The sequence below is a fragment of the Streptomyces sp. CC0208 genome, assembly GCF_003443735.1.
GTDB classification, from domain to species: Bacteria; Actinomycetota; Actinomycetes; order Streptomycetales; family Streptomycetaceae; genus Streptomyces; species Streptomyces sviceus.
Genome location: NZ_CP031969.1, coordinates 2,525,680 through 2,551,900 on the forward strand (window position 1 = coordinate 2,525,680; position 26,221 = coordinate 2,551,900).

Consider the following 26,221-nt stretch of genomic DNA (forward strand, 5'->3'; position numbering starts at 1 on the left):
CCGGCGGTGGAGCCGTCGGCTGCGGTGTCTTGAGTGGAACTGGCTGAGCTGAAGCGATGCTTCGACCGTGTGACGGAATCCGTAGTCGAAGCGCTTCGATGTTGCTGTGAGGTTAAGTGAACACCCAGGGGTACACAAGGGTCGATCCCAAGATTCCTGCGCGGTAGGAGAGGTGACCTTTTCTTATGCACCGCTTGAAGTGACGGTGTCGATCTCTTGACACCCACCCGGGTGCCGAATGAGCATCGAAGCGCTTCGAAAGCATCGAATCGATCCATCGCAAGGGGATCCCCACGTGACCGCACACCCGCCGCACACTCCGCCGTTTCGCGATCCGCACCTGTCGTTCGCGAAGCGCATCGACGATCTGCTGTCGCGGCTGACCCTCGACGAGAAGATCGGATTCCTGCACCAGTTCGTCCCGGCCGTCGAACGGCTCGGCATCGCCGCGTTCCGCACCGGCCAGGAGGCGCTGCACGGCGTCGCGTGGATGGGCCCGGCGACGGTCTTCCCGCAGGCGGTGGGCCTCGGCGCGACCTGGAACACCGATCTCGTACGGCGGGTCGGCGAGGCGGTGTCCAAGGAGGTCCGGGCGATGCGCGCCCGCGACGACAGGGTCGGCCTCAACATCTGGGCCCCGACCGTCAATCTGCTCCGGCACCCGCTGTGGGGCCGCAACGAGGAGGGCTATTCGGAGGACCCGAAGCTCACCTCGGCCATCGCCACCGCCTACACCCACGGGCTGCGCGGCGACCACCCCACCTACTGGCGCACGGCCCCGGTGCTCAAGCACTGGCTGGCCCACAACAACGAGACGGACCGGGCCACTTCGTCGAGCTCGGTGCGTCCGCGCGTGCTGCACGAGTACGACCTGCGTGCCTTCCGCGAGACGGTCGAAGCGGGCGCGGTGGCCGGTGTGATGCCGGCGTACAACCTCGTCAACGGCCGCCCCAACCACGTCTCGCCGTATCTGCGTGAGCACCTGCGTGCCTGGACGCAGGAGGAGCTGCTGGTCTGCTCGGACGCGGGCGCACCCTCCAACCTGGTCGATCACGAGCACTACTTCGACACCCACGAGGAGGCCACCGCGGCCTCCCTCAGGGCCGGCGTCGACAGCTTCACCGACCACGGCACGGACAGCTCGCAGATCATCGCGCGCATCCAGGGGGCCCTCGACCAGGGCCTGTTGACCGAGGCCGAGATCGACACCGCGGTCCGCCGGCAGCTCTCGGTCCGCTTCCGCCTCGGCGAGTTCGACCCGGAGCACGACCCGCACGCCGACGTCCGGGACTTCGACACCCCGGCGCACCGGGCGCTCGCCCAGGAGGCCGCCGAGCAGGCGATCGTGCTGCTCAGGAACGACGGCGTGCTCCCGCTCGCCCCCGACACCCGGCTCGCCGTCGTCGGCCTGCTCGCCGACGAGTGCAAGCTGGACTGGTACAGCGGCACGCTCATCCACCGCTCCACCCCGCTTGAGGGGCTGTACGAGCGGTTCGGCGCCGAGCGGGTGGAGTTCGCGGAGGGCGTGGACCGGGTCCGGCTCAAGACCTCCGCCGGGACGTTTCTGCACGTCCTGGCCGCCGAGAACGCCTCCGAGAACGACGAGGACGCGACGCGCGGCGCCCAGGGCGCCCTGGACCCGGCGCTGCTCGCGGGGCGCACGGACCTGCCCCCGCTGACGACCGACGCGACCGGTACCGAGTTCGCCCTGATCGACTGGGACGAGGGCGTCCTCACGCTGCGCGCCCCCGACGGCCGCTATCTCTCCGTCGCCGAGGACGGCTACCTGCGCGCCTCCGCCGACCAGCCCGGAGGCTGGGTCGTCCAGGAGACCTTCCGCCTGGAACCGCACGGCAGCGGTCACCTCCTCAGGCACCTCGGTACGGGCCGCCACGTCACTGTCGCCGCGGACGGAGTGAAGGTTGCCGCCGAAAACGACGGGAACGACGGGAACGCGGAAACCTTCACGCTGATCATCGCCGAACGCGGCGAGGACGCAGTGACCCGGGTCACGTCCGAGGCGGACGTCGTCCTGGTCGTCGCGGGCAACGACCCGCACATCAACGGCCGCGAGACCGAGGACCGCGCCTCCCTGCGGCTGCCGGCCCACCAGGAGCGCCTGCTGCGGGCGGCCCGCGCCGCGAACCCCCGGACCGTGCTGGCCCTGGTCTCGGCCTACCCGTACGCCGTCGACACGTCGGACCTGGCCGCGGCCCTGTGGACGGCCCACGGCGGCCAGGCGGCCGGTACCGCCCTGGCCCGCGTCCTGGCCGGTGACGTCTCCCCCGCCGGCCGCCTCCCGCAGACCTGGTACGAGAGCGACGCGGACCTGCCGGGCCTGCTCGACTACGACGTCATCGGCAGCCGCCAGACCTACCTGTACTTCGAGGGCACACCCCTGTTCCCGTTCGGGCACGGGCTGTCGTACACGTCCTTCTCGTACGGTGACCTGGACGTGCGGATCGACGACGGGACCGCGCACGTCTCGTTCACGATCACGAACACCGGTGACGTCACCGCCGACGAGGTCGCCCAGCTCTACACCCGGGCGATCGACCCGGCCCTCCCCCGCCCGCGCCGTGAGCTGGTGGCCCACCGGCGGGTGACGCTCGCCCCGGGCGCCGAGGAGGAGCTGTCCTTCGAAGCCCCGCTGCGCGCCTTCGAGTTCTGGGACGTGGCGCAGGGCCGGTGGCGACGGGAGCCGGGCCCGTACGAACTCCTGGCCGGTGCCTCCAGCGAGGACATCCGGCTGCGCACGACGGTGCTGCTCGACGGCGAGCCCGCCGCACCACGGCCCGTGCTCCAACGGAGCCTGGAAGGAGCGGACTTCGACGAAGGGAGCGGTGTCGAGATCGTCGACCGGACGAGGACGGCGGGCGACGCGGTGACGGCCGGCGACGGCGGTCACGGCGAACTGGTCTACCGGGACTGCGACTTCGGCGACGGCGTCACCGAGGTGCGGGTGACCGTGTCCGGCAAGGGCTCCATCGAGCTGTCACTGGACGGGGGCGCGGTGCTCGCCACCTGGGAGGTGGCGGAGTCCGACTCCGGACCGTACGACTACACCACCCTCGGCGCCGGGATCGCCGCCGAGGGCGTGCACGACGTGCACCTCGGGCTGCGCGGCCCGCTGCGGCTCGCGCACGTCGGCTTCTCCGGTTGAGGGACCGGAACGGCTGACGGCAAGAAGAGGCCCGGCACCGGAAGGCATCGGTGCCGGGCCTCTTCGGGGACCCTATATGAAAATGATTCCCGTTAGCTAGAGGGCGAGCCCCGTCAGCACCAGCACCCGCTCGTACGTGTAGTCGTCCATCGCGAACCGCACGCCCTCGCGGCCCACACCGGACTGCTTGACACCGCCGTACGGCATCTGGTCGGCACGGTAGGAGGGCACGTCACCGATGACCACGCCGCCGACCTCAAGAGCGCGATGGGCGCGGAAGGCGGCCTGCAGGTCGTGGGTGAACACCCCTGCCTGGAGGCCGTACTTGGAGGCGTTGACAGCGGCGAAGGCAGCAGCCTCGCCGTCCGCCTTCTGCACGGTGAGGACGGGTCCGAAGACCTCCTCGCAGGAGATCGTCGTGTCGGCCGGGACGTCGGTGAGGACGGTCGGCGCGTAGGAGGCGCCGTCGCGGTCGCCGCCGGTGAGCAGGGTGGCGCCCGCCTCGACGGCCTCCTTCACCCACGCCTCGACGCGCACCGCCGCGTCCTCGCTGACCAGCGGGCCGACATCGGTCCTGTCGTCGCCCGGGTCGCCGGTGACCTGGGCCTCGACGGCGGCGACGATCCGCGGCAGCAGCCGGTCGTACACCGACGCGTCGGCGATCACCCGCTGCACGGAGATGCAGGACTGGCCGCCCTGGTAGTTGGAGAAGGTCGCGATGCGGCTCGCGGCCCAGTCGAGGTCCTCGTCGCTCGCCCAGTCGCCGAGGACGACCGCGGCGCCGTTGCCGCCCAGCTCCAGGGTGCAGTGCTTGCGGGGCACCGAGTCCATGATCGCGTAACCGACCTTCTCGGAACCGGTGAAGGAGATCACCGGCAGCCGCTCGTCCTGGACCAGGGCGGGCATCCGGTCGTTCGGGACGGGCAGGATGCTCCACGCGCCGGCGGGCAGCTCGGTCTCGGCCAGGAGGTCGCCGATGATCAGCCCGGACAGCGGGGTCGCCGGGGCCGGCTTCAGGATGATCGGCGCGCCGGCCGCGATCGCCGGGGCGATCTTGTGGGCGCAGAGGTTGAGCGGGAAGTTGAAGGGCGCGATCCCGAGCACGACCCCCTTCGGGAAGCGCCGGGTCAGCGCGAGCCGGCCCTGGCCGCCGAGGTCGGTGTCCAGGCGCTGGGCCTCACCCCCGTTGAACCGCCGGGCCTCCTCCGCGGCGAAGCGGAACACCGATACGGCACGGCCGACCTCCCCCCGGGCCCACTTGACCGGCTTGCCGTTCTCGGCGGAGATCAGCCGCGCGATCTCCTCGGTGCGCTCGACGAGCCTGCGGCTGACGTGGTCGAGGGCGGCGGCGCGGACGTGGGCGGGAGTGGCGGCGAACTCGTCCCGTACGGCGTACGCGGCGGCCACGGCCTCCTCGATCTGCTCGTCGTCCGGCACGGCGACCTTGCCGACGAGCCGGCCGTCCCACGGGGAGGTGACGTCGAAGGTGTCCTCGCCGGTGACCTGGCGGCCGGCGAGCCAGAAGGCGTGGGTGGAAGTCATGTCCCCACGGTAGGGCCGGGAGGGCGGGATCGAATTTGTCCGGGGTGTAGCAGTGAGGCACCTGGACACTCCGGTTCGGCACTCCCGGTGAGGCCTACTCCGCCGAGGCCGTCTTCAGCGCCAGCCACAGCTCCATGCGTACGTCCGGATCGTCCAGGGAGCGGCCCAGGATCTCCTCGACCCGGCGCATCCGGTATCGCAGGGTGTGCCGGTGAACGCCCAGGTCGGCGGCGGCCGCGTCCCACTGGCCATGCCGGGAGAGCCAGGCCCGCAGCGAGGCGGCCAGGTCGCCCCGGCCGGTCGCGTCGTGCTCGTACAGCGGCCGCAGCAGCCCGTCCGCGAAGGCCCGCACCGCGTCGTCGGCCAGCAGCGGCAGCACCGATCCGGAGGCCAGCTGTTCGTGCTCGACGTACACCCGGCCCCGCCGCCGGGCCACCGAGAGTGCCTGCTCGGCCTGCTTGTAGGCGGCCGCTGCGGCGATCGGTCCGGCGGGGGCCGAGACGCCGACGACCAGTTCGTCCTCGTCCCCGGCGCCGGCCTGCTCGCGCGTCCGCGCCGCCTCCAGCGCCACCGCGTACTCCGCGCACGCGGTGACGGCGGCCCCGCCGTCCGCGGCCAGCACCACCAGCCGCTCCCCCTCGGGCACCACGAGCACGCTCTCCCCGGAGCGGGCCGCCGCGGACTCCACGATCTCGGTGAGCGCCCCGAGCGGATCGCCGTTCGTGTCGGCGGCCGCGGCGAGCGCGGCGGCGGACGGGACCCGGGCGGGGGTGTCGGCGGCGATCCGCACCGACGACACGACCGCCGTCTCCGCCACGACAAGCCGGAAGGGCGCGTCCAGGAGCCCGCCGTACAGGTCGCCCGCGACGGTGCGCGCGTGCTCCGGCTCACCCGCCAGCAGCATCCGCAGTACGGCCGTCCCGATCCGTTGCTCGGCGGCCTGCAGCGAGCGGGAGCGCTCGGTGGTGAGCGTCAGCAGTGCGATCGCCGAGTGCACCGCGTAGCGCTCCGCCGTACCGAGCGCGGCGGCCGTCCCCACCGCCAGCGCGGCCCGCGGCCGCCGACCGGTGCCCAGGGAGTGCAGCTCCACACGGTCGTCGTTGTCACCGGTGCCGGACCCCCCGACCACGGAGGAGGCGGGCGCGGGCCGCTCCCGCAGGCGTTCCACGTCGGCGGTGAGGCGCGCGGCCCGGCGCCCTGCCCACTCCGGCGCGGCGGCGACGACGGCGCCCGAGGCGTCGTAGAGCGCCGCCCAGCCGTCCACCTGGGAGGCGAGCGCGGCGAGCAGCCCTTCCGGGCCGTCGGTCAGCGCCTGCCTGGTCAGTTCGCGCTGGGCGGCGAAGCCAGCGGTGACGGACCGGTACTGGTCGGCCGCGATCGCCGCGGACACGGCCTTGCTGATGGCGAGGAAGGGGGTGCGGCGCGGCACTTCGAGCAGGGGGAGCCCCTCGTCGCGGGCCGCGTCGAGCAGGGCCTCGGGGATCTCGTCGTAGTTGACCCCGACGGCGAACCCGAGTCCCACCACACCGGCCCCGGCCAGCCGCTTCACATACCGCCGCATCGCCTCCGGGTCCTCCGCGTCCAGCTTCAGGGCGGTGATCAGCAGCAGCTCCCCGCCCTCCATGTAGGGGACGGGATCGGCGAGCTCGCTCACGTGCGCCCAGCGGACGGGGACGTCCAGCCGGTCCTCGCCCGCGCGCACGGTCAGCTTGAGCGCGGAGTGGTGGACCAGCGAGGCGAGGGTGGGTGGCATGGGGCCCTGGGCCTTCGAAGAGGTGTGCGGAGGAGCGAGCGGAGGAACGTGCGGAGGCGAGTGATCTTTTGGCCGCCGTGTATGAACGACCTGTGACGATTCTGCCTCACCGTACGGTCCTCAGGTCACGTCATCCCCGCAGATCCACCAGCAGTGGCGGCGCGTGCTCACCCGTCACGGTGGTCAGCGACAGCACCGCGTGCCCGGGGGGCACCGCGTGCGCCAGCTCGGAGGCGGACCACCGTTCCCGCTCGACCTGCCGTACGGTCACCGCCCGCGCGGTCGGCGCCTTGCCGGTGATGACCTGGCGCACCGCGTGCAGCACCTTGCCGGCCGGGGTCTCGGCGATGATCTGCCGGTCGGTGACGTCCCGCGCCTCGATCCACTCCTTGCCCCACACCTCGGCGAAGTCCTGCCCGTCCCACGGGGTGAGCCCGGACAGCGCCATGCGGCACCCGATGGCGCCGAGCAGGGGCCCGCGCAGCGGTCGCGGTACGTCGTCCAGCGTCCGCAGCGTCAGCACCACTCCCGCGTTGCCGGACCGCAGCCGCTGCACTCCGCGTACCGCTTCGGGGGTCACGATCCCCGTGGCGTCGTCGACGACCAGGCAGGCGAACAGCGAGCGGTCCTCGCGCACCGCGACGCTCGCCGTGAACTGCGCGAGCACCAGCCGCGCCAGAATCCGGGAGGCGTCGGCGTGTCCGCGCTGGGGCAGGTCGATCCGGACCCGGACGGGGTGGTCGAGGGCCTTCAGCGAGAACGGCCGCGACTGCCCGGACGGGTCGGAGCCCGCACTGTGGAAGAACGACGCGAACGCGGGCCGGTCGAGCAGCGCGATCCGGTCCGCGAGGATGCCCCCCACATCCCCCGGATTCCCCATCTGCCGCTCCCGCGCGTCGAGTTCCCGCAGCAGCGACTCCTGCCCGGAGTCCTCGAGCCCCTTCCGCAGCGCGGCCATCGGCCCGGGCGCCCCGTCGAGCAGCTGCCGCAGCTCCGGTACGGAGGGGAAGCGGCCGTGGACCGCCCGGAACGGCCCGAGGAGCTGGGCGAGCACGGTGGTGGACCGCCGGGTGTCGCCCCCCTGGTGCGGCTCGGCGAGGTCCCCGACCAGCGCCTCGGCGAGCACGGCCGCGGCCTCGTCCGGATCGGTCGTGCCCCCGTACAGGTCGAGGTCGTACACCGAGTCCGGATTCCCGATCTGTACGACGACGTCGTAGGCGTCGGCCGGTCCGAGCCCCGCGCCCGCGGCACCGACCACCACGACGGCGGCCCGCCCGGCGAGCGCGTGCAGACACAACGACTCGGCGATCGGCCTGATGACGGTCCCGGTCTTCCCGGACCCGGCCGGCCCGACGGCGAGCAGCGAGGTCCCGAGCAGCTCGGGGCCGAGCCCGAGCCCGGCCCCCCGGTAGGCGTACGGGTTGCGGGCGTCGTCTGCGGTGGTCCCCAGCCGCACCTGGCCGGTGAGGAGATCATGCCGGGCGAGCCGGGCGGGCAGGTCCCGCTCCCCGGACGGGTGCAGACAGGCGGCGGCGCCCTCCTGGAGCACGGCACCGGTGAACGTGGCGAGGCTGAACCGACCACTGCGCACGCCCTGCCAGGCCCGCGCGATCCGGGCATGGTCCACGTCCCGCATCAACCCGGCCCTGGCCTCGGCGGCAAGCCGCTCGGCGGCATCGACGGCACCGGCGGCCCGGAGCTGGGGCCATTCGGCGGGGTCCTGCTCGGGGGCGGGCGGCGACTCTTGAGCGGGAGCGGCCGGACGCCAGGCGGGGGGGCCGTAGCGACGCCAGACCTCGCCCCAGCGGCTGATCTTCCCGAAGACCATGAAGATCGCGGTGAAGAAGAGTCCTTCATAGACATACGAGAGGGAGCTCAGCCACCCGGCGCGCCCCAGTGTCCACGAGTCCGGAGCCATCACGAACCAGGGCCACAGCCAGAATCCGCCCAGGTATCCGTTGTACAGCAGGGAGCAGAGAAGCCATCCGCAGAGGAACCCGATCACGGCACCGCTGAGCAGCTGCCGCGTCGGGATTTGCTCCGGCTCCTTCTCAGGCCTGGGACGATGACCGAACCGCCACACACCGGGCGCGGCCTCAGGGCGCGGGGCCCGAAGCCAGCTCAGAAACGCCGAACCGTCCGGCAGCGGGGGCACTCCGGGCGCCTGGGACGGCATCGGCGGCATCCCCGACCGTGCCCGCGGCACAGGATTCGCATGCGTACCCCGCGCGTCCTGCGTCCCGTCGCTGTCCATCGCCCCTGCTCCCTGACCAGCCGTTCCGTCCACCGTCAGCGGCCAATCTAACGCCCCCGCCAGGGGAGTTCACTGCTTACGTGGCCGGGCGTCGTGGCCGGCGCCATGTCCACCGCGGACAACCCGTTCTCCGGACAACGCCCACATGGAGCATGCCCACCCCCCCGTCCCCGGCCTAGCCTGCGAGAAGAGAAGTAAGCGCCCGCACCACCCCAGGAGCCCCTCATGACCGCACTTCCGCAGGAGCGCCGCGTCGTCACCGCCATCCCCGGACCCAAGTCGCAGGAGCTGCAGGCCCGCCGGGTCGCCGCGGTCGCGCAGGGTGTGGGGTCCGTACTGCCCGTCTTCACGGCGCGCGCGGGCGGCGGGATCATCGAGGACGTCGACGGGAACCGGCTGATCGACTTCGGTTCGGGCATCGCCGTGACGTCCGTCGGCGCCTCCTCCGAGGCCGTCGTGCGCAGGGCCTCCGCCCAGCTCGCCGACTTCACCCACACCTGTTTCATGGTCACCCCGTACGAGGGCTACGTGGAGGTCGCCGAGGCCCTCGCCGAGCTCACCCCGGGTGACCACGCCAAGAAGTCGGCCCTGTTCAACAGCGGCGCCGAGGCCGTCGAGAACGCCGTCAAGATCGCGCGGGCGTACACCAAGCGGCAGGCCGTCGTCGTGTTCGACCACGGCTACCACGGCCGCACCAACCTCACCATGGCGCTGACCGCGAAGAACATGCCGTACAAGCACGGCTTCGGACCCTTCGCCCCCGAGGTCTACCGCGTGCCCGTCGCGTACGGCTACCGCTGGCCCACCGGCCCCGAGAACGCCGGCCCCGAGGCCGCCGCCCAGGCCATCGACCAGATCACCAAGCAGGTCGGCCCGGATAACGTCGCCGCGATCATCATCGAGCCCGTTCTCGGCGAGGGCGGCTTCATCGAACCGGCGAAGGGCTTCCTGCCGGCGATCAGCAAGTTCGCCGAGGACAACGGCATCGTCTTCGTCGCCGACGAGATCCAGTCCGGCTTCTGCCGCACCGGCCAGTGGTTCGCCTGCGAGGACGAGGGCATCGTCCCGGACCTGATCACCACCGCCAAGGGCATCGCCGGCGGTCTTCCGCTCGCCGCGGTCACCGGGCGCGCCGAGATCATGGACGCCGCCCACGCGGGCGGCCTCGGCGGCACGTACGGCGGCAACCCGGTCGCGTGCGCCGGCGCGCTCGGCGCCATCGAGACGATGAAGGAGCTCGACCTCAACGCGCGTGCGAAGGCGATCGAGGCCACGATGAAGGCCCGGCTGACCGCGATGGCCGAGAAGTTCGACATCGTCGGCGACATCCGCGGCCGCGGCGCCATGATCGCCATCGAGCTCGTCAAGGACCGTACGACCAAGGAGCCGAACCCGGAGGCGACCGCCGCGCTCGCCAAGGCCTGCCACCAGGAGGGCCTGCTGGTCCTGACCTGTGGCACCTACGGCAACGTGCTGCGCTTCCTGCCCCCGCTCGTCATCGGCGAGGACCTGCTGAACGAGGGCCTCGACATCATCGAGCAGGCCTTCACCCGCATCTGACGTCACAGGCAGGCCTCGCATCCGTTGGGATTCCGGGGCTGCGGTGGCGAGAGGCAGAGGGTGTGAAGAAGGTGTGCGAGGTGGTCGTGAGGACGGGATTCTGCCTGTCGTACGCCGTCGCCCTGCCGTAGGTTCTACCCAGATGAGAGATACACCCCGCCCACAGGGGACTGTGGGTGACATCAGGACGGGGCCTCCCCAGCTTCGACCTGGTCGTGCCCTCGCGCACACAACTGGAGCTTCCGGCTCCGGATCTCCTCACCGATCGGACAGTCGCCCGCCCCAAACCCCCCGGGGCGGCCGACGAACCGATCTGATCGGCCGCCCCGGAACCACCCCCCCTGTTCCGGGGCGGCCGGCCTTCCTCATCCTCCTTCTCGGAATTCCGGCCCTCCTCTTCGCCCTGATCACCTGGCAGGTCGTCGAGGACGGGCCGCTTCTGCGTGTCGACGAGCGGATCAGCCGCGCCCTGATCCATCCGGACCGTGTCTCGGCGGGACTCGCCGACCTGGGCAATGTCGAGGTCGCGCTCCCGGTCCTGGTCGTGGCTCTGCTCTGGTCGGCCCGGCAGGCCCGCCGCGCCGGAACGGACCGCTGGTGGCTGCCGTCCACCGCGGCGGCCGCCTTGATGGCCCTGGTCCCGGCCCTGGTGGTCCCCCTGAAGGAACTCACCGACCGCCCGGGCACGGTCGTGTCGCCCGGGACCGGCTACTACCCCTCGGGCCACACCGCCACGGCGGCCGTCGCGTACGGCGCCGCCACCCTCCTGGTCCTGCCCTGGCTCCGGTCCGCCCGGACCCGCCGCGCACTCGTCATCGGCTACGGCCTTCTCGTCCTCGGCGTCTCCTTCGGCCTGGTCCGCCGCGGCTGGCACTGGCCCCTGGACGTGGTGGGCAGCTGGTGCCTGTGCACAGTGCTGCTTCAGCTCCTGGCGATGGCCTTCAGGCGCTACGGTCGAAAGCCGGCACAGGACGAGAGCACATAGCCGGTCGCGAGACGGCGGCCGGGACCGGGGGGAAGCACCATGCCCGACGAGCAGCACAAGGTGACGGTCACCTTCGAGAACCACGACTTCGCACTGACGCCGTCACCGGGCGAGGTCGTCCTCCCCCTCTACGGCAGCAAGATCCACCACGATCCACAGTGCGGCCATCTCACCGACGGCGACGCGCTTCCCCGTTTCCCGGACCCGGACCGCCTGCTGTGGCGGCGACTCATCGACTCGGCACCGTCCCACGACACGGCTGCCCGCACCGCGTTCGCCAAGTCCATCGGCCTCCTCGGCGGCTCGGGACAGCCCCTCACCAGCGCGTGCAGCTGCGTGCTGCGCCCCATCTCGCCGCACCAGGCCGCGACGATGCGGCCGTGGCCCCTGGACGAAGCGGTCCGCGCCTTCGACAGTGACCGCTTCGCGGGGGAACTGCGCGCAATGAAGGAGGCGGCCGAGGACGTACGCCGTGACTTCCCCTGGGAGGACTGGCCGACCCTGCCGCTGGAGCGGTACGCCCTCGGGCAGGGGGACAGCGCGAACACCCGGCCGTACTGCTATCTGCTGGAGTTCGGCAGCAAGGCACTCGGCAGCATCGCAGGCGGCTCCTCGACCAAGCACCTCATCTACCAACGCAGCCAGGACGGTTCCTGGTGGCACGACTCGCGCTACGCCGACGAGCAGGAGGCCTGGCAGGCCGTACGGTCCGGGATCGTCGCGGCCGTGACCGCCGCCCGCGACGGCCGGATCGCCGACATCGACACCATCGACGCGGTGCGCTCGGGCCCCGCCCTGGTCGCCAAGACGCTGCGGATCTACGCGCCAGAGGTCTCCCTCGCGGTCTACGGCCACGATGTCGTACGGCACTTCGTCCACCATCTCACCGGCGAGCCCGTGCCCAAACTGGACCGGTTCGCGCTTCACGCGCGGCTGAGGGAGGTCATCGACGCCGATCAGCGGTTCGCGGACTGGTCGTACGACCTGGTGGTGCTGTTTCTGTACTGGTGGACCAACCCGGTCCGGACGCAGCAGATCGTCAAAGTCGCGCCCGGCACGAACGGCTCGTTGTGGGACGAGTGCCGGGACGGCGGTTTCATCGCGGTCGGCTGGGACGAGGTGGCGGACCTGCGCTCGTTCGCCGACAAGGACGAGTTCCTGGCAGCGTTCGCCACCGCCTACGCGGACGAGTACAACGGCTACCAGTCGAAGATCTCCGCGAAGGCCAACGAGCTCTGGAAACTCCAGAGCCTCAGGCCCGGTGACCTTGTGGTCGCCAACAGGGGCACGAGCGAGATCCTCGCCGTGGGCCGGGTGGGGGGAGACGGCTACAGCTGGCGGGAGGACCGCCCGCACTACCGGCACACCGTCGAGGTCGAATGGGACGAGAGCTTCGCGGGACGGCTGGAGGAGCCCGAGAGGTCCTGGGCGACCGTCACCGTCAGGGACGTCTCGGCCCAGGTGTGGAGCAGGATCCGGCGGGCCAAGTCGGTGCCGTCCGTCGAGGACGACCCGGTCTCCGACCCCGCCGACGCCGCTCTGACCGCCCGCCCTCTGGACGCCGGGCTGACCCCGCTCGCCGAGGCGCTCGACCGGCGGGGACAGGCGGTGCTCTACGGTCCTCCGGGCACGGGCAAGACGTACACCGCCCTGCGTTTCGCGGTCCGTTGGCTCGGTGAGCTCTGCGGCGACCTGCCGGGGGTGGACCCGTACGCCGAGCCCGGCGCCCCGGCCTTCCGGCGCACGCTCGACGCGTTGACCGCGGCGGGTCGGCTGACCACGGTCGCCTTCCACCCCGGCTACGGCTACGAGGACTTCGTGGAGGGCTTCCGCCCGGTTAAGGGCGGGTCCGGCGGTCTCATGCTGGACCGGGTCGACGGGGTGTTCAAGCGGGTGTGCCAGGCGGCCGCCGCCGATCCCGGCCACCCGTACCTGGTCGTCGTGGACGAACTGAACCGCGGCAACCTGCCGAAGATCTTCGGCGAGTTGATCACCCTGCTGGAGAAGGACAAGCGGGGCTGCCAGGTGCTGCTGCCGCTCAGCCAGGAGCAGTTCACTGTGCCGGACAACGTGTACCTGGTCGGCACCATGAACACCGCCGACCGCTCCATCCGGATGCTGGACGCGGCCATCCGCCGTCGCTTCGCCTTCCTGGAGCAACTCCCCGATTCCGCGCCCCTCCAGGGGTGTCATGTGGAACAACTACACCTCGCCGACCTGCTCGACGCCCTCAACCAGCGCATACGAGCCCACCTCGACCGCGAGAAGCAGATCGGGCAGGCCTTCTTCCTGCCGAACGGCGCTCCGGTCGACACCGTGTCCGGGCTGGCCGCGATCGTCCGCGACGAGATCCTGCCCCTCCTCCAGGAGTACGCCTACGACGACTACTCCCTGCTCGCCGCCTTCCTCGGCGAAGCGCTGGTCGATCTTGAGGCGCACACCGTGCGAGATCTCAGCGACGAGGGGCTGGTCACCGCCCTCTACACCGAACTCCAGCTCAAAGCGGGGGCGGTGGAGTAGTCCCGTGGCGACACTGCGGGATAGCGGACCGCTCCGGATCGATCTGCGGGAGTACGAGACCACGGTCGTCGAGGGGGTCCGGCTCGGCCCGGCCGACCGCTCCCTGTGCGCGAGCGAGCAGCTCGCCTCGCGCCTCACGGTCCGGGAACTCGCGGGCGGGAGGCTGGAGGTGACCGCGGGCCCCTGTGTCGGGGTCGTCCGGTTCGACGCCTGCGAGATACGGATCCTGCCCAAGTACCTCGGCGGCGAACTCGACGTGCTGCGTATGCTGGAGTACACGGCGGGCCGTGGGTTCCCGCCGCTCGACGCCACCCGCACGGTGCGCGAGGGCGCCCCGCATCTGCGGGATCTGGTCGCCCTTCTGCTGACCGAGGAGTGCGAACGTCTGCTGTCCCGCGGAGTGCGCCAGGACTACGTCACCACCGAGGACGACCTGCCGGCCGTACGCGGCCGAATCCTCCCGAGCCGTCAACTCCTACGGCACTACGGTCGGCTGGACCGGCTCGCCTGCCGGTTCGACGAGCACGACACCGACATCGTGGACAACCGTCTCTGCGCCGCCGCGGTGGATCTCGCAGCGCGCACAGCCCGCAGTCCTGCCGTACGCGCACGGGCCCGCCGCGCAGCGACCAGCTTCGCGCGAGTCGCTCCCACACGACTGGGTGACCTCCGGACCGCGCTGGCCGGGCTCGACTACCACCGGCACAACACCCACTACCGGAGCGCCCACCGCTGGGCTGCCCTGCTGTTGTCCGGCGGCGGTATCGCCGACCTCCTGGCCCCGGGCCCGCTCGCTTCACGGGCCTTCCTCGTGGACATGAACGTCCTGTTCGAGGTGTTCCTCACGCATCTGCTGCGCGAGGCGGCCACCGGCACCGGACTCACCGTGCGCGACCAGACCCGGCACCGGGGAGTGCTGTACGACGAGCGAACGGAACGTCCCTACGGGGAGGTCCGCCCCGACGTCCTGGTCACGGGGACCCTCGACGGTGAGCCGCTGCGCCGTCCGGTGGACCTGAAGTACAAGCTCTACGACAGCAGGAAGCTGAGCCCCTCCGACCTCTACCAGGCGTTCCTGTACGCGCACGCGCTGGCCCGGCAGCCCGCCGGCGGCCCGCCGACGTGCGTGCTGATCCACCCCGGGAGCGGCTCGGCGACACGGGGGAACATCGCCGTACGACGCTGGGACGGCACCACGTCGGCCCGGGTGCGCTCGGTGTCCCTGCATCTTCCTTCGGTGCTCGGCGCCCTCGGGGACGCCGAGCGGGCGTCGACGCTCGCGAATTTGTGGGCGGCGGTCCTGGAGTGACCGTCAGCCGAAGTAGCCGTCGAAGGTCTTCCGGAACTCCCCGCCGGAGTAGCGGTCCCAGTTGACCGACCAGGTCATCAGGCCGCGCAGGGTGGGCCATGTGCCGTGGGTGGGGTAGGAGCCGCAGTTCGTTCTTTTCGTCAGGCAGTCCAGGGTCTTGGTGACCTCCGTCGGGGAGATGTAGCCGTTGCCGGCGTTCACAGAGGCGGGCATGCCGATGGCCACCTGGTCGGGGCGCAGGGGCGGGAAGACGTTCTCGGGGTCGCCGGCGACCGGGAAGCCGGTGAGGAGCATGTCGGTCATGGCGATGTGGAAGTCGGCACCGCCCATGGAGTGGTACTGGTGGTCCAGGCCCATGATCGGACCCGAGTTGTAGTCCTGGACGTGCAGCAGGGTCAGGTCGTCGCGCAGGGCGTGGATCACAGGGAGGTATGCGCCGCAGCGCGGGTCCTGGCCGCCCCACTTGCCGGTGCCGTAGTACTGGTAACCCATTTGGACGAAGAAGGTCTCCGGGGCCATCGTCAGCACGAAGCGGGCCCCGTACTTCGCCTTCAGCGTCTTCAGCGCCGAGATCAGGTTCACGATCACCGGGGTCTTCGGGTTCCTGAAGTCCGTGTCGTCGGCGTTCAGCAAGAGCGAGTGGCCCTCGAAGTCGATGTCCAGGCCGTCCAGGCCGTAGGTGTCGATGATCGAGGAGACCGAGGAGACGAAGGCGTCCCGGGCCGCGGTCGTGGTCAGCTGGACCTGGCCGTTCTGGCCGCCGATCGAGATCAGCACCTTCTTCCCGGCAGCCTGTTTCGCCCTGATCGCCGCCTTGAAGTCGGCGTCGGACTCGACGTTCGGGCATTCCGTGACAGGGCAGCGGGTGAAGCGGATGTCCCCGGAGGTGACCGAGGTGGGTTCGCCGAAGGCCAGGTCGATGACGTCCCAGCTGTCGGGGACGTCGGCCAGGCGCGTGTAGCCGGCGCCGTTGGCGAAGCTCGCGTGAAGGTAGCCGACCAGGGCGTGGGCGGGGAGGTCCGGGGAACTCCCGGCCGTCGTGGTCACGTTGAGGGGGCCAGACCTTGCCGACTCCCCCGCCTCGTTGACCGCCGCGACCTGGAAGCCGTACGCCGTCGAGGGCGCGAGGCCGCTCACCGTAGCCGAAGTCCCGCTCGCGGTCTGGACCTTGACTCCGTCCCGGTAGAGGGCGTAGCCGGTGGCGCCCGTGACCGCCGTCCAGGACAGGGTCACGCTGGAGGACGTGATCGTGCCCGCCTTCAGCCCCGCGGGCGTGGCCGGCGGCTGCCCGACCTCGACGCCCGGCCCGGTGAGGGACACGTCGTCCGCGCCGTACGCGCCCGTCCCGTACCACCCGTGCGTGTAGATGGTGACCTTGGTGGTGGACGGGCCGGTGCGGAAGGTGGTGGTGAGCCGCTGCCAGTCGGGGGCGGACTGGGTCCAGGTGGAGACGTCGGTGGTGCCGGTGCCGCTCGTGCCCAGGTAGACGTAGGCGCCGCGGACGTATCCGGACAGTGTGTACTGCGCGTCGGGCCGCACGGTCACCGTCTGGGCGCACTGGGCGTAGTCGCTGCCGGCCGGGGTCGCCTGCAGCGCCGAACTCCCACTGTGCACAGGACTGTTGACCGTCGTACCCGAGGAGCAGGCCCAGCCGTCGAGTCCCGCCTCGAAGCCTCCGTTCTTCGCCAGGTCCGCGTCGGCCGCACGGGCGGCCGACGAGAGCGCGGCGACGCCGGGCAGGGCCAGCAACGTGGCCGTCAGCGCGGCGAGGACAGGTCTGATGGGTCCGGTGCGTTCCACAAGGGCCTCCGGGCATGGGGGATTTGGAGGGTGAAGCGCGCCCAACTTGGTCCAGACCAATTCGAGTTGTCAAGACCTCCCGTCAGCGTTTCGGGCCCGTCAGCTCAGCCGTCGCCCTCCGTCGCCAGGCCCGCCGCCGCCTCGTGCATCGCGAGTTCCAGCAGCGCCGGATCGACGAGGATGCCGGAACCGTCCGGCGGGACCAGCCAGCGCACCCCTCCCCCGGCCACCCGGCCCGGATACGGCACGACGATCCAGGTGCCGGCGCCGGCCGTACGGATACCGGTGCCCAGCCAGCGGGCCGCGGTGCCCGGCGGCACGAAGAACCCCATGCGCGCGTCGCCGAAGTCGACGAGCACCGGGCCGAGCCGGTCGAGGATGCGGGTCAGGACGTCGAGCGTCGGATAGCCGAGCTCGCCCGGCAGGATCAGTACGTCCCAGGCCTTGCCCGCCGGAAGCAGCGCCACCCCGAGGGGGTTGCGCTCCCACTCCCAGCGGCAGGCCTCGGGATCCGGTGCGACGGATGCCAGCCACTCGACCGCCGTCTTCGCCCCAGTCATGAGAAGACCTCCCTTTCTCTCGTCGGCGCTTGTCGCGTCCCGAGGGAGAGGAAGGTCTCCTGGCAAGCATTACGCGGGTTCTGACCACCCGTTGGAGTGAACCAGATCACATACGATCGTTCAGCTGTCGAATCCCAGACCGAACCTGTCCATGGTCCGCAGCCACAGGTTGCGCCGCCCACCGTGCGCGTCGGCCCGGGCCAGGGACCATTTGGTGAGGGCGATACCGGTCCAGGCGAAGGGTTCCGGCGGGAACGGCAGCGGCTTCTTGCGGACCATCTCCAGCGAGGTCCGCTCGGTGCTCTCCCCGGCCAGCAGGTCCAGCATCACGTCCGCCCCGAACCGGGTCGCCCCGACGCCGAGCCCGGTGTACCCGGCCGCGTACGCCACCTTGCCGTGGTGGGCGGTGCCGTAGAACGCGGAGAACCGCGAGCAGGTGTCGATCGCGCCGCCCCACGCGTGCGTGAAGCGGACGCCCTCCAGCTGCGGGAAGCAGGTGAAGAAGTGCCCGGCGAGCTTGGCGTAGGTCTCCGGCCGGTCGTCGTACTCGGCCCGCACCCGGCCGCCGTACGGGTAGACCGCGTCGTAACCGCCCCACAGGACGCGGTTGTCGGCGGAGAGCCGGAAGTAGTGGAACTGGTTGGCCGAGTCCCCGAGCCCCTGGCGGTTCTTCCAGCCGATCGACGCGAGCTGCTGCTCGCTCAGCGGCTCGGTCATCAGGGCGTAGTCGTAGACCGGCACGGTGTACGCCCGCACCCGCTTGACCAGGTTCGGGAAGATGTTCGTGCCGAGCGCTACCTTCCGTGCCCGGACCGAGCCGTACGGCGTGCGTACGGCCATGCCGGCGCCGTACGCCTTCAGGGTGAGCGCGGGTGTGTGCTCGTAGATCCGCACCCCGAGTCTCAGGCACGCCCGCTTCAGGCCCCAGACGAGCTTGGCCGGGTTGAGCATGGCCACGCCCCGGCGGTCCCACAGTCCGGCCTCGAAGGTCGGTGAGGCGACCTGTTCGCGCACCGCGTCGGCGTCCAGGAATTCGACGCCGTCGGCCAGGCCCTTCTCCTGGAGCTCCTCGTACCAGTCACGCAGTTCCCGGGCCTGGTACGGCTCGGTCGCCACGTCGATCTCGCCGGTGCGCTCGAACTCGCAGTCGAGGTCGTGCCGGGCGACCGCCTTCTCGATCTCGTCGAGGTTGCGGGCGCCCAGCTCCTGAAGCCGATGGATCTCGTCCGGCCAGCGGGTCAGCCCGTTGGGCAGGCCGTGGGTGAGGGAGGCGGCGCAGAAGCCGCCGTTGCGACCGGAGGCCGCCCAGCCCACCTCGCGGCCTTCCAGCAGGACGACATCCCGCCCGGGATCGCGCTCCTTCGCGTTGAGCGCGGTCCACAGCCCGCTGTAGCCGCCGCCGACGACCAGCAGGTCGCAGGTCTCGGCGCCGGTGAGGGCGGGCTCGGGGTGGGGCCTGTTCGGGTCGTCCAGCCAGTACGGGACGGGCTGAGCCTCGGAAAGGGCCTTTGTCCAGCGGCTCATGCCTTACGCCTTTTGCTTGTTGCGGCGATTGCTGATGACCATGGAGGTCAGGACCAGAAGCACGGCGACGAGGAACATGGTCGTGCCGATGACATTGATCTGAACGGGAGTTCCGCGCTGTGCCGAACCCCAGACGAACATGGGGAAGGTGACGGTCGAGCCCGCGTTGAAGTTGGTGATGATGAAATCGTCGAAGGAGAGCGCGAAGGACAGCAACGCGCCCGCGGCGATTCCGGGGGCCGCGATGGGCAGGGTCACCCGGAGGAAGGTCTGGACGGGACTCGCGTACAGATCCCGGGCTGCCTCCTCAAGGCGCGGGTCCATCGACATCACGCGCGCCTTGACGGCGACGACGACAAAGCTGAGGCAGAACATGATGTGGGCGATCAGGATCGTCCAGAAACCCAGCTGAGCACCCAGGTTGAGGAACAGGGTGAGCAGCGAGGCCGCCATGACGACCTCGGGCATCGCCATCGGCAGGAAGATCAGCGAGTTCACGGTGCCCCGCGCGCGGAACCGGTAACGGACCAGTGCGAAGGCGATCATGCTGCCGAGGACGGTCGCGCCGACCGTCGCCCAGAAGGCGATCTGGAGGCTGATCGACAGCGAGCCGCACATGTCGGCGACGCCGCAGGGGTCCTTCCAGGCGTCCGTGGAGAACTGCTGCCACTGGTAGTTGAAGCGCCCCTTCGGTTTGTTGAAGGAGAACACCGTGACGACGATGTTCGGCAGCAGGAGATATCCGAGAGTAAGCAGTCCCGCGATGACGACGAAATGACGCTTGAGCCAGTTGACGAGGGCCATTTAAACCAGATCCTCCGTCCCGGACTTGCGGATGTAGAAGGTGACCATGAGGAGAATCGCGGCCATGAGGATGAAGGAGAGCGCTGCCGCCGTCGGATAGTCCAGAATCCGCAGGAACTGGGTCTGGATGACGTTTCCGATCATGCGCGTGTCGGTCGAGCCGAGGAGTTCGGCGTTCACGTAGTCGCCGGCCGCCGGGATGAAGGTCAGCAGCGTCCCGGAGACCACGCCCGGCATCGACAGCGGGAAGGTCACCTTGCGGAAGGTGGTGACCGGCTTGGCGTACAGATCGCCCGCCGCCTCGTGCAGCCGCCCGTCGATGCGCTCCAGCGAGGTGTACAGCGGAAGGATCATGAAGGGCAGGAAGTTGTACGTCAGACCGCACACCACCGCGAGCGGCGTGGCCAGGACGCGGTCGCCGGTGGTCCAGCCGAGCCAGTTGGTGACGTCCAGGACGTGCAGCGTGTTGAGGGCGCCGACCACAGGGCCGCTGTCCGAGAGGATCGTCTTCCAGGCGAGGGTGCGGATCAGGAAGCTGGTGAAGAACGGCGCGATCACCAGGACCATGATCAGGTTCCGCCAGCGCCCCGCACGGAAGGCGATGAGATAGGCGAGCGGGTAGCCGAGCACCAGGCAGAGGACCGTCGCGGCACCGGCGTACAGGATCGAGCGCAGGAACTGCGGCCAGTAGTTGGCCAGCGCGTCCCAGTAGGTCGCGAAGTGCCAGGTGACCTTGTAGCCCGTCTCCAGGGAGCCCGTCTGCACGGACGTGGAGGCCTGGTAGATCATCGGCAGCGCGAAGAAGACCAGCAGCCACAGGATGCCGGGCAGCAGCAGCCAGTACGGCGTGAGGCGGCCCCTCCTGCGCGGGGGCTTCTTCTCGGGCGTGGTCGGGGTCAGAGGCGGTGGCGCCTCGGTGAGCGTCGCCATCAGACCGTCGCCTCTTCCTGAATGCCGGCGTCGATGTCCTGGTCGGCGTCCAGACCGAAGGTGTGCGCCGGGTTCCAGTGCAGGACGACCTCGGCGCCGGGCACGAGCCGGTCGTCGCGGTCGATGTTCTGGGCGTAGACCTCGAACTCGGGGCAGACGGGGCTGTCGATGACGTACTGGGTCGAGACGCCGATGAAGGAGGAGTCGGCGATCGTCCCGGTGATCCGGTTGCGGCCCACGGGGATCTCCCCGGCCTCGTCGGCGTGGGTGAGGGAGATCTTCTCGGGCCGGACGCCGACCAGCACCTTGCCGCCGGTCGTGGTCGGCCCGGCGTACCGCGCCTCGGGCAGCACCAGCTTGCCGCCGCCCGCCTTCAGCACGATCTCGCCGCCGCTCGTGGAGTCGACCTCGGCCTCGATGAGGTTGGAGGTGCCGAGGAAGTTGGCGACGAAGGTGGTGTTCGGGTTCTCGTACAGGTCGGTCGGCGAGCCGAGCTGCTCGACGCGGCCCGCGTTCATCACGGCGACCGTGTCGGCCATGGTCATGGCCTCCTCCTGGTCGTGCGTGACGTGCACGAAGGTGATGCCGACCTCGGTCTGGATGCGCTTGAGCTCCAGCTGCATCTGGCGGCGCAGCTTGAGGTCGAGGGCGCCCAGCGGCTCGTCGAGGAGCAGCACCTTGGGCGTGTTGATCAGCGCCCGCGCCACGGCGACCCGCTGCTGCTGGCCACCGGACAGCTGGTGCGGCTTCTTCCGCGCCTGCTCCCCGAGCTGCACGAGCTCCAGCATGTCCTCGACCTGCTTCTTCACCGACTTGATGCCACGCCGGCGCAGACCGAAGGCGACGTTCTCGAAGATGTCGAGGTGCGGGAAGAGGGCGTACGACTGGAAGACGGTGTTCACCGGCCGCTTGTAGGGCGGCAGCCGGGTGACCTCCTGGTCGCCGAGGTGCACGGTGCCCGTCGTGGGCTCCTCAAGACCGGCGATCATGCGCAGGGTGGTCGTCTTGCCGCAGCCGGAGGCGCCGAGCAGGGCGAAGAAGGAGCCCTGCGGGACGGTCAGGTCGAGCGGCTGTACGGCGGTGAAGCCGTTGTCGTACGTCTTGCTGATGCCGGAGAGGCGGACGTCGCCGCTGTTGTCGGTGTTCTTGTTCGTCACGGTGATCACGCCCCAGTCAGCTTCGCGAACTTCTCTTCAAAGGCCGTCTCTTCCTTCGCGCTCAGGGAGCGGAAGGCGTGGGACTTCGCGGCCATGGCCTTGTCGGGGATGATCAGCGGGTTGTTCGCCGCATCCGGGTCGATCATCGCCAGCTCGGGCTTCACACCGTCGACGGGCGACACGTAGTTGATGTACGCGGCGAGCTCGGCGGCGGGCTTCGGCTGGTAGTAGAAGTCGATGAGCCGCTCGGCGTTCGTCTTGTGACGGGCCTTGTTGGGGATCAGCATGTTGTCGGTCGACGTCATGTATCCGCTGTCCGGGATGATGAAGTCGATGTCCGGGCTGTCGGCCTTCAGCTGGACGACGTCACCGGCCCAGGCGACACAGGCGGCGAAGTCGCCGCTGGTCAGGTCGGAGGTGTAGTCGTTGCCGGTGAAGCGGCGGATCTGCCCCTTGTCGACGGCCTTCTGGAGGCGCGCGATGGCCGCGTCGTAGTCGTCGGCGGTGAAGTTCGCCGGGTCCTTGCCCATGTCGAGGAGGGTCATCCCGATGCTGTCGCGCATCTCCGACAGGAAGCCGACCCGGCCCTTGAGCTTGGTGTTGTCGAGCAGATCGGAGATCGACTTCACCTCTTGGCCGTCGAGGGCCTTCTTGTTGTAGGCGATGACGGTCGAGATGCCCTGCCACACATAGGAGTACGCCCGCCCCGGGTCCCAGTCGGGTTCGCGGAACTGCTGGGACAGGTTCGCGTACGCGTGCGGCAGGTTGGACGCGTCCAGTTTCTGGACCCACCCGAGCCGGATGAGCCGCGCGGCGAGCCAGTCCGTCAGCACGATGATGTCGCGCCCGGTGTCCTGCCCCGCCGCCAGCTGCGGCTTGATCTTGCCGAAGAACTCGACGTTGTCGTTGATGTCCTCGGTGTACTTCACCGAGATACCGGTCTGCTTCTTGAACTGGTCGAGCGTGGGGTGGTGCTTCTCGCTCTCGTCCACGTCGATGTACTCGGTCCAGTTGGAGAAGTTGACGGTCTTCTCCTTGGCCGAGTGGTCCTCCGCGGAGACGCCGCCCTGGGTGTTGCCGGCCGCGGGGATGCCGCAGGCGCTCAGCGTGCCGAGGCCGCCGACCGCGAGGGCGCCGCCCGCGGAGGCGCGCAACAGGGACCGCCGGGTCATGGCGGCCCGGCCGCTTCGGAAGCTGCGCCGCATGGCGGCCACTTGGGCCGGCGACAGGCGGTCGGGCTCGTACTGCTCCATGCGCTGGTGCCCTTTCGGGAAGGTGGGCGGCCGCGGGTCGGGCGGCCTGAATTCGGCTAACGGTCCCCGAAGATCGTGCGGTGCCAGTCCTTTGCCGCAACCGCCGTATTGTCGAACATAACGTGCTTGATCTGGGTGTACTCCTCGAACGAGTACGAGGACATGTCCTTGCCGAAGCCGGACGCCTTGTACCCGCCGTGTGGCATCTCGCTGATGATCGGGATGTGGTCGTTGACCCACACGCACCCGGCCTTGATCTCCCGCGTGGCCCGGTTCGCCCGGTAGACGTCCCGGCTCCAGGCGGAGGCCGCGAGTCCGTAAGGGGTGTCGTTGGCGAGCCGGATGCCCTCGTCGTCACTGTCGAAGGGCAGCACGACCAGGACCGGCCCGAAGATCTCGGACTGGACGATCTCGCTGTCCTGAGCGGCGTCGGCCACCAGCGTCGGCTTGTAGTACGCCCCCTTGGCGAGCTCCCCGCCCGGCGCCTGTCCACCGGTCACCACACGCGCGTAACCCCGCGCACGGTCGACGAACCCGGCGACCCGGTCCCGCTGGACATGCGAGATCAGCGGCCCCAGATCGGTACCGGCGGCGAAGGGATCGCCGAGCCGGACGGTCTCCATCAGGGCGGCGGTTCGCTCCACGAACGCCTCGTAGAGGGGCCGCTGCACGTACGCGCGCGTGGCGGCCGTGCAGTCCTGCCCGGTGTTGATGAGCGCGCCCGCGACCGCCCCGTTGACGGCGGCCTCCAGGTCGGCGTCGTCGAAGACCACAAAGGGAGCCTTGCCGCCGAGTTCCAGGTGCAGCCGTTTGACGGTGGCGGTGGCGACCTCGGCGACCCGCTTGCCGACGGCCGTCGACCCGGTGAAGGAGGTCATGGCCACGTCGGGATGCCCGACCAGCCGCTCCCCCGCCTCCTTCCCGGTCCCGGTGACGATGTTGATGACCCCGTCGGGAATCCCGGCGTCGGTGGCGGCCTGGGCGAAGAGAAGGGAGGTCAGCGGAGTGATCTCGGCAGGCTTCAGAACGATGGTGTTGCCCGCGGCGACGGCAGGAAGGATTTTCCAGGCGGCCATCTGGAGCGGGTAGTTCCAGGGCGCGATGGACCCGACGACACCGATGGGCTCACGCCGGACGTACGACGTGTGGTCCCCGGAGTACTCACCGGCGGACTGCCCCTGAAGATGCCGAGCGGCCCCGGCGAAGAACGAAGTGTTGTCGATGGTGCCCGGGACGTCGAACTCCCGGGTCAGCTTCAGCGGCTTCCCGCACTGGAGCGACTCCGCGCGGGCGAAGTCCTCGGCCCGCTCGGCGAGCACGGCGGCGAACCGGTGCAGGGCGTCGGACCGGTCACCGGGAGTGGTGGCCGCCCACCCCGGGAAGGCGGCGTGAGCCGCGGCGACGGCGGCGTCCACGTCCTCGACGCCCGCCAGCTCATAGGTGAAGACCTCCTCACCGCTCGCGGGATCCACGACCGCGTGCGTACGACCGGAGGTCCCCTTGGTGAGGCGCCCTCCGATGAACTGCGCGCCGTCGGCGAACCGCTCCTGGGCCGCGAACCGGTCCGGGGTGGCACTGCCCGGGTTGTGCATGTCGCTCTCCTCCGCCGTGACCCCGCGGCTACCGCGGGCGGGTGGCGTAGCTCCAGCTCGATTTGAGTGCCGATCCTGACAGAGCAATGGCACTCCTACAAGTGATTCCGTTGTTGCCTTTCGGTTACGCGACGGAATCTGTCGACCAGGTGTCGAGTCGCCCCGGAAAAGGAAGGACGGAGTGTCAGTGGTTCCTGCCAGACTCGCGTGCATGGGGAAGATCGATTCACAGGATGCCCTGGTCAAGCAGGTCCGGGCCGGAGCGAAGGTCAGGTATCTGCACTTCTGGGGCCACCGCCCGCGCGCGGACGGCCAGGTGGGCGCGAGCTGTCTGAGCCAGTGGTGGCCGTCACCGTTCGTCGTCGACGGAGTGACCTATGCGACCGCCGAGCACTGGATGATGGCGGGCAAGGCGCGACTTTTCGAAGATCAGGAGGCCGAGCGGCGCGTGCTGGCCGCAGGGCACCCCTCCCAGGCCAAGAGCGCGGGCCGCCTGGTCCGGGGCTTCGACGAGCAGACCTGGCAGCGCGAGCGCTTCGGACTGGTCGTGGAGGGCAGCGTCCACAAGTTCGCGGCCCACGCAGACCTGCGGGAGTACCTCCTGAACACCGGCGACCGGATCCTGGTGGAGGCCAGTCCGGTGGACCGGGTGTGGGGGATCGGACTCGCTGCGGACGACGAGGCCGCGAGCGCCCCCGAACGCTGGCGAGGCCCCAACCTCCTGGGCTTCGCGCTCATGGAGGCGAGGGACCGCCTCAGAAACGCCTGAAGGGGACCCGCGGCGGGTCCCCTTCGTCCTTCTCCGTCCGGTACTACGCCACCGAGGGCGCCGTCGCCACGACGGCGAGGGACCCGTCGTAGTAGTCGGAGTCGTCCTCCGAGTTGATCGCGGCCGTGATGCCGATGATGAGCAGGACGACCACGGCGACACCGAGGATCGTCCCGATGATCCCCATGATGAACCCGGCCTGCGCCTGCCCACGGTTGGTGGCCTCACCCCGCTCGGCCCGCTTGCGCCCCTTGATGCCGAACACGATGGCGAGAACCCCGAGCACCAGCGAGAGGATGCCGTACATGCAGAACAGGGCGCAGGACAGGATGCCCAGCACCATCGCGGCGACGCCCATGCCGTTCTGCGGGGGCACGGGCGGAGCCCAGCCGCCGTACCCCTGCGGGCTCTGCGGATACGCGGGGTAGCCATAGCCGACGGGAGCGCCGGGCCCCTCGGGCCCGATGGGCGGCGGCGGCACGGAGGCGGGCCCACCGGGTATGCCGGACTGCTCGGGGGCGGGGTAGCCGTATCCCGGGGCGGCCCCGGGAGGCGGGAAGCCGTCGTTGGGCACCGACGTCACGGTGGCCTGATCATGCACGGACGGCGGCTGCCCGGCACCGGGCGACGGGCTCTTCTCCAGCGAAGGCCCACTCTCCGGCGGCGCCCACGGGTCCCGACCGTCCCCGCTCGACTGCGTTCCGTCCGTCATGCTCACGTCCCCCTAGGTCGTTCGTGCGGCCATG

General features: G+C 70.3%; 18 protein-coding genes. 6 read left to right on the forward strand and 12 right to left on the reverse strand.

Annotated elements, in window-relative coordinates:
- Positions 1-295 precede the first annotated feature (295 nt).
- A complete protein-coding gene (locus tag D1369_RS11275) occupies positions 296-3,163 on the forward strand; it encodes a glycoside hydrolase family 3 C-terminal domain-containing protein (protein WP_118082437.1) in 2,868 nt (955 codons plus the stop codon).
- Between the two features lie 96 nt (positions 3,164-3,259).
- On the opposite strand, the gene D1369_RS11280 is transcribed toward D1369_RS11275, so the two are convergent.
- The 3 genes from D1369_RS11280 to D1369_RS11290 all read right to left on the reverse strand — a co-directional run bounded on the left by D1369_RS11280 (position 3,260) and on the right by D1369_RS11290 (position 8,712).
- Entirely contained in the window at positions 3,260-4,705 is a 1,446-nt protein-coding gene (locus tag D1369_RS11280; RefSeq protein WP_007385025.1) for an aldehyde dehydrogenase family protein, read from the reverse strand.
- A 94-nt stretch (positions 4,706-4,799) separates the two neighbouring features.
- Entirely contained in the window at positions 4,800-6,458 is a 1,659-nt protein-coding gene (locus D1369_RS11285) for a PucR family transcriptional regulator (RefSeq protein ID WP_118082438.1), read from the reverse strand.
- A gap of 130 nt (positions 6,459-6,588) precedes the next feature.
- Positions 6,589-8,712 carry an ATP-binding protein gene (locus D1369_RS11290; RefSeq protein ID WP_118082439.1) on the reverse strand — a complete coding sequence of 708 codons (2,124 nt, stop codon included), beginning with the start codon at positions 8,710-8,712 and terminating at the stop codon, positions 6,589-6,591.
- A gap of 225 nt (positions 8,713-8,937) precedes the next feature.
- Here D1369_RS11290 and gabT point away from each other — a divergent pair, with 225 nt between their 5' ends.
- The 4 genes from gabT to D1369_RS11310 all read left to right on the forward strand — a co-directional run bounded on the left by gabT (position 8,938) and on the right by D1369_RS11310 (position 15,086).
- On the forward strand, positions 8,938-10,272 hold the full coding sequence (gene gabT / locus D1369_RS11295; protein ID WP_007385022.1) for a 4-aminobutyrate--2-oxoglutarate transaminase: 1,335 nt from the start codon (positions 8,938-8,940) through the stop codon (positions 10,270-10,272).
- A 544-nt stretch (positions 10,273-10,816) separates the two neighbouring features.
- A complete protein-coding gene (locus D1369_RS44750; RefSeq protein WP_342364925.1) occupies positions 10,817-11,257 on the forward strand; it encodes a phosphatase PAP2 family protein in 441 nt (146 codons plus the stop codon).
- A 39-nt stretch (positions 11,258-11,296) separates the two neighbouring features.
- Positions 11,297-13,777 carry an AAA family ATPase gene (locus D1369_RS11305; RefSeq protein WP_037901568.1) on the forward strand — a complete coding sequence of 827 codons (2,481 nt, stop codon included), beginning with the start codon at positions 11,297-11,299 and terminating at the stop codon, positions 13,775-13,777.
- A gap of 4 nt (positions 13,778-13,781) precedes the next feature.
- Positions 13,782-15,086, forward strand: a complete 1,305-nt coding sequence (locus D1369_RS11310) for a hypothetical protein (protein ID WP_007385019.1) — start codon at positions 13,782-13,784, stop codon at positions 15,084-15,086.
- Positions 15,087-15,089: 3 nt separating this feature from the next.
- On the opposite strand, the gene D1369_RS11315 is transcribed toward D1369_RS11310, so the two are convergent.
- The 8 genes from D1369_RS11315 to D1369_RS11350 form a co-directional block, all read right to left on the reverse strand.
- Positions 15,090-16,886 carry a glycoside hydrolase family 18 protein gene (locus tag D1369_RS11315; protein WP_007385018.1) on the reverse strand — a complete coding sequence of 599 codons (1,797 nt, stop codon included), beginning with the start codon at positions 16,884-16,886 and terminating at the stop codon, positions 15,090-15,092.
- Between the two features lie 104 nt (positions 16,887-16,990).
- Positions 16,991-17,446, reverse strand: a complete 456-nt coding sequence (locus D1369_RS11320) for a hypothetical protein (protein WP_007385017.1) — start codon at positions 17,444-17,446, stop codon at positions 16,991-16,993.
- A 120-nt stretch (positions 17,447-17,566) separates the two neighbouring features.
- Positions 17,567-18,970, reverse strand: a complete 1,404-nt coding sequence (locus D1369_RS11325) for an FAD-dependent oxidoreductase (protein WP_007385016.1) — start codon at positions 18,968-18,970, stop codon at positions 17,567-17,569.
- Positions 18,971-18,973: 3 nt separating this feature from the next.
- The gene (locus D1369_RS11330; RefSeq protein ID WP_007385015.1) at positions 18,974-19,774 is read right to left on the reverse strand and encodes an ABC transporter permease; all 801 of its coding nucleotides are present in this window, start codon (positions 19,772-19,774) and stop codon (positions 18,974-18,976) included.
- On the reverse strand, positions 19,775-20,704 hold the full coding sequence (locus D1369_RS11335; RefSeq protein ID WP_007385014.1) for an ABC transporter permease: 930 nt from the start codon (positions 20,702-20,704) through the stop codon (positions 19,775-19,777).
- Positions 20,704-21,870, reverse strand: coding sequence for an ABC transporter ATP-binding protein (locus tag D1369_RS11340; protein ID WP_007385013.1), 1,167 nt, complete (start codon positions 21,868-21,870; stop codon positions 20,704-20,706). Before D1369_RS11340 ends, D1369_RS11335 begins: the two co-directional genes overlap by 1 nt.
- Positions 21,867-23,114: a spermidine/putrescine ABC transporter substrate-binding protein gene (locus tag D1369_RS11345; protein ID WP_007385012.1), complete on the reverse strand. Its 1,248-nt coding sequence runs from the start codon at positions 23,112-23,114 to the stop codon at positions 21,867-21,869. The genes D1369_RS11340 and D1369_RS11345 overlap by 4 nt, the downstream gene beginning before the upstream one ends.
- Before the next feature lie 56 nt (positions 23,115-23,170).
- A complete protein-coding gene (locus tag D1369_RS11350; protein ID WP_007385011.1) occupies positions 23,171-24,706 on the reverse strand; it encodes a gamma-aminobutyraldehyde dehydrogenase in 1,536 nt (511 codons plus the stop codon).
- A gap of 211 nt (positions 24,707-24,917) precedes the next feature.
- Here D1369_RS11350 and D1369_RS11355 point away from each other — a divergent pair, with 211 nt between their 5' ends.
- Positions 24,918-25,475 (forward strand): NADAR family protein, encoded by a 558-nt coding sequence (locus D1369_RS11355; RefSeq protein ID WP_037901566.1) that lies wholly within the window; start codon positions 24,918-24,920, stop codon positions 25,473-25,475.
- Positions 25,476-25,518: 43 nt separating this feature from the next.
- On the opposite strand, the gene D1369_RS11360 is transcribed toward D1369_RS11355, so the two are convergent.
- Complete coding sequence (locus D1369_RS11360) at positions 25,519-26,187, reverse strand: DUF4190 domain-containing protein (RefSeq protein ID WP_037903680.1); 669 nt, start codon at positions 26,185-26,187, stop codon at positions 25,519-25,521.
- Positions 26,188-26,221: the final 34 nt, after the last annotated feature.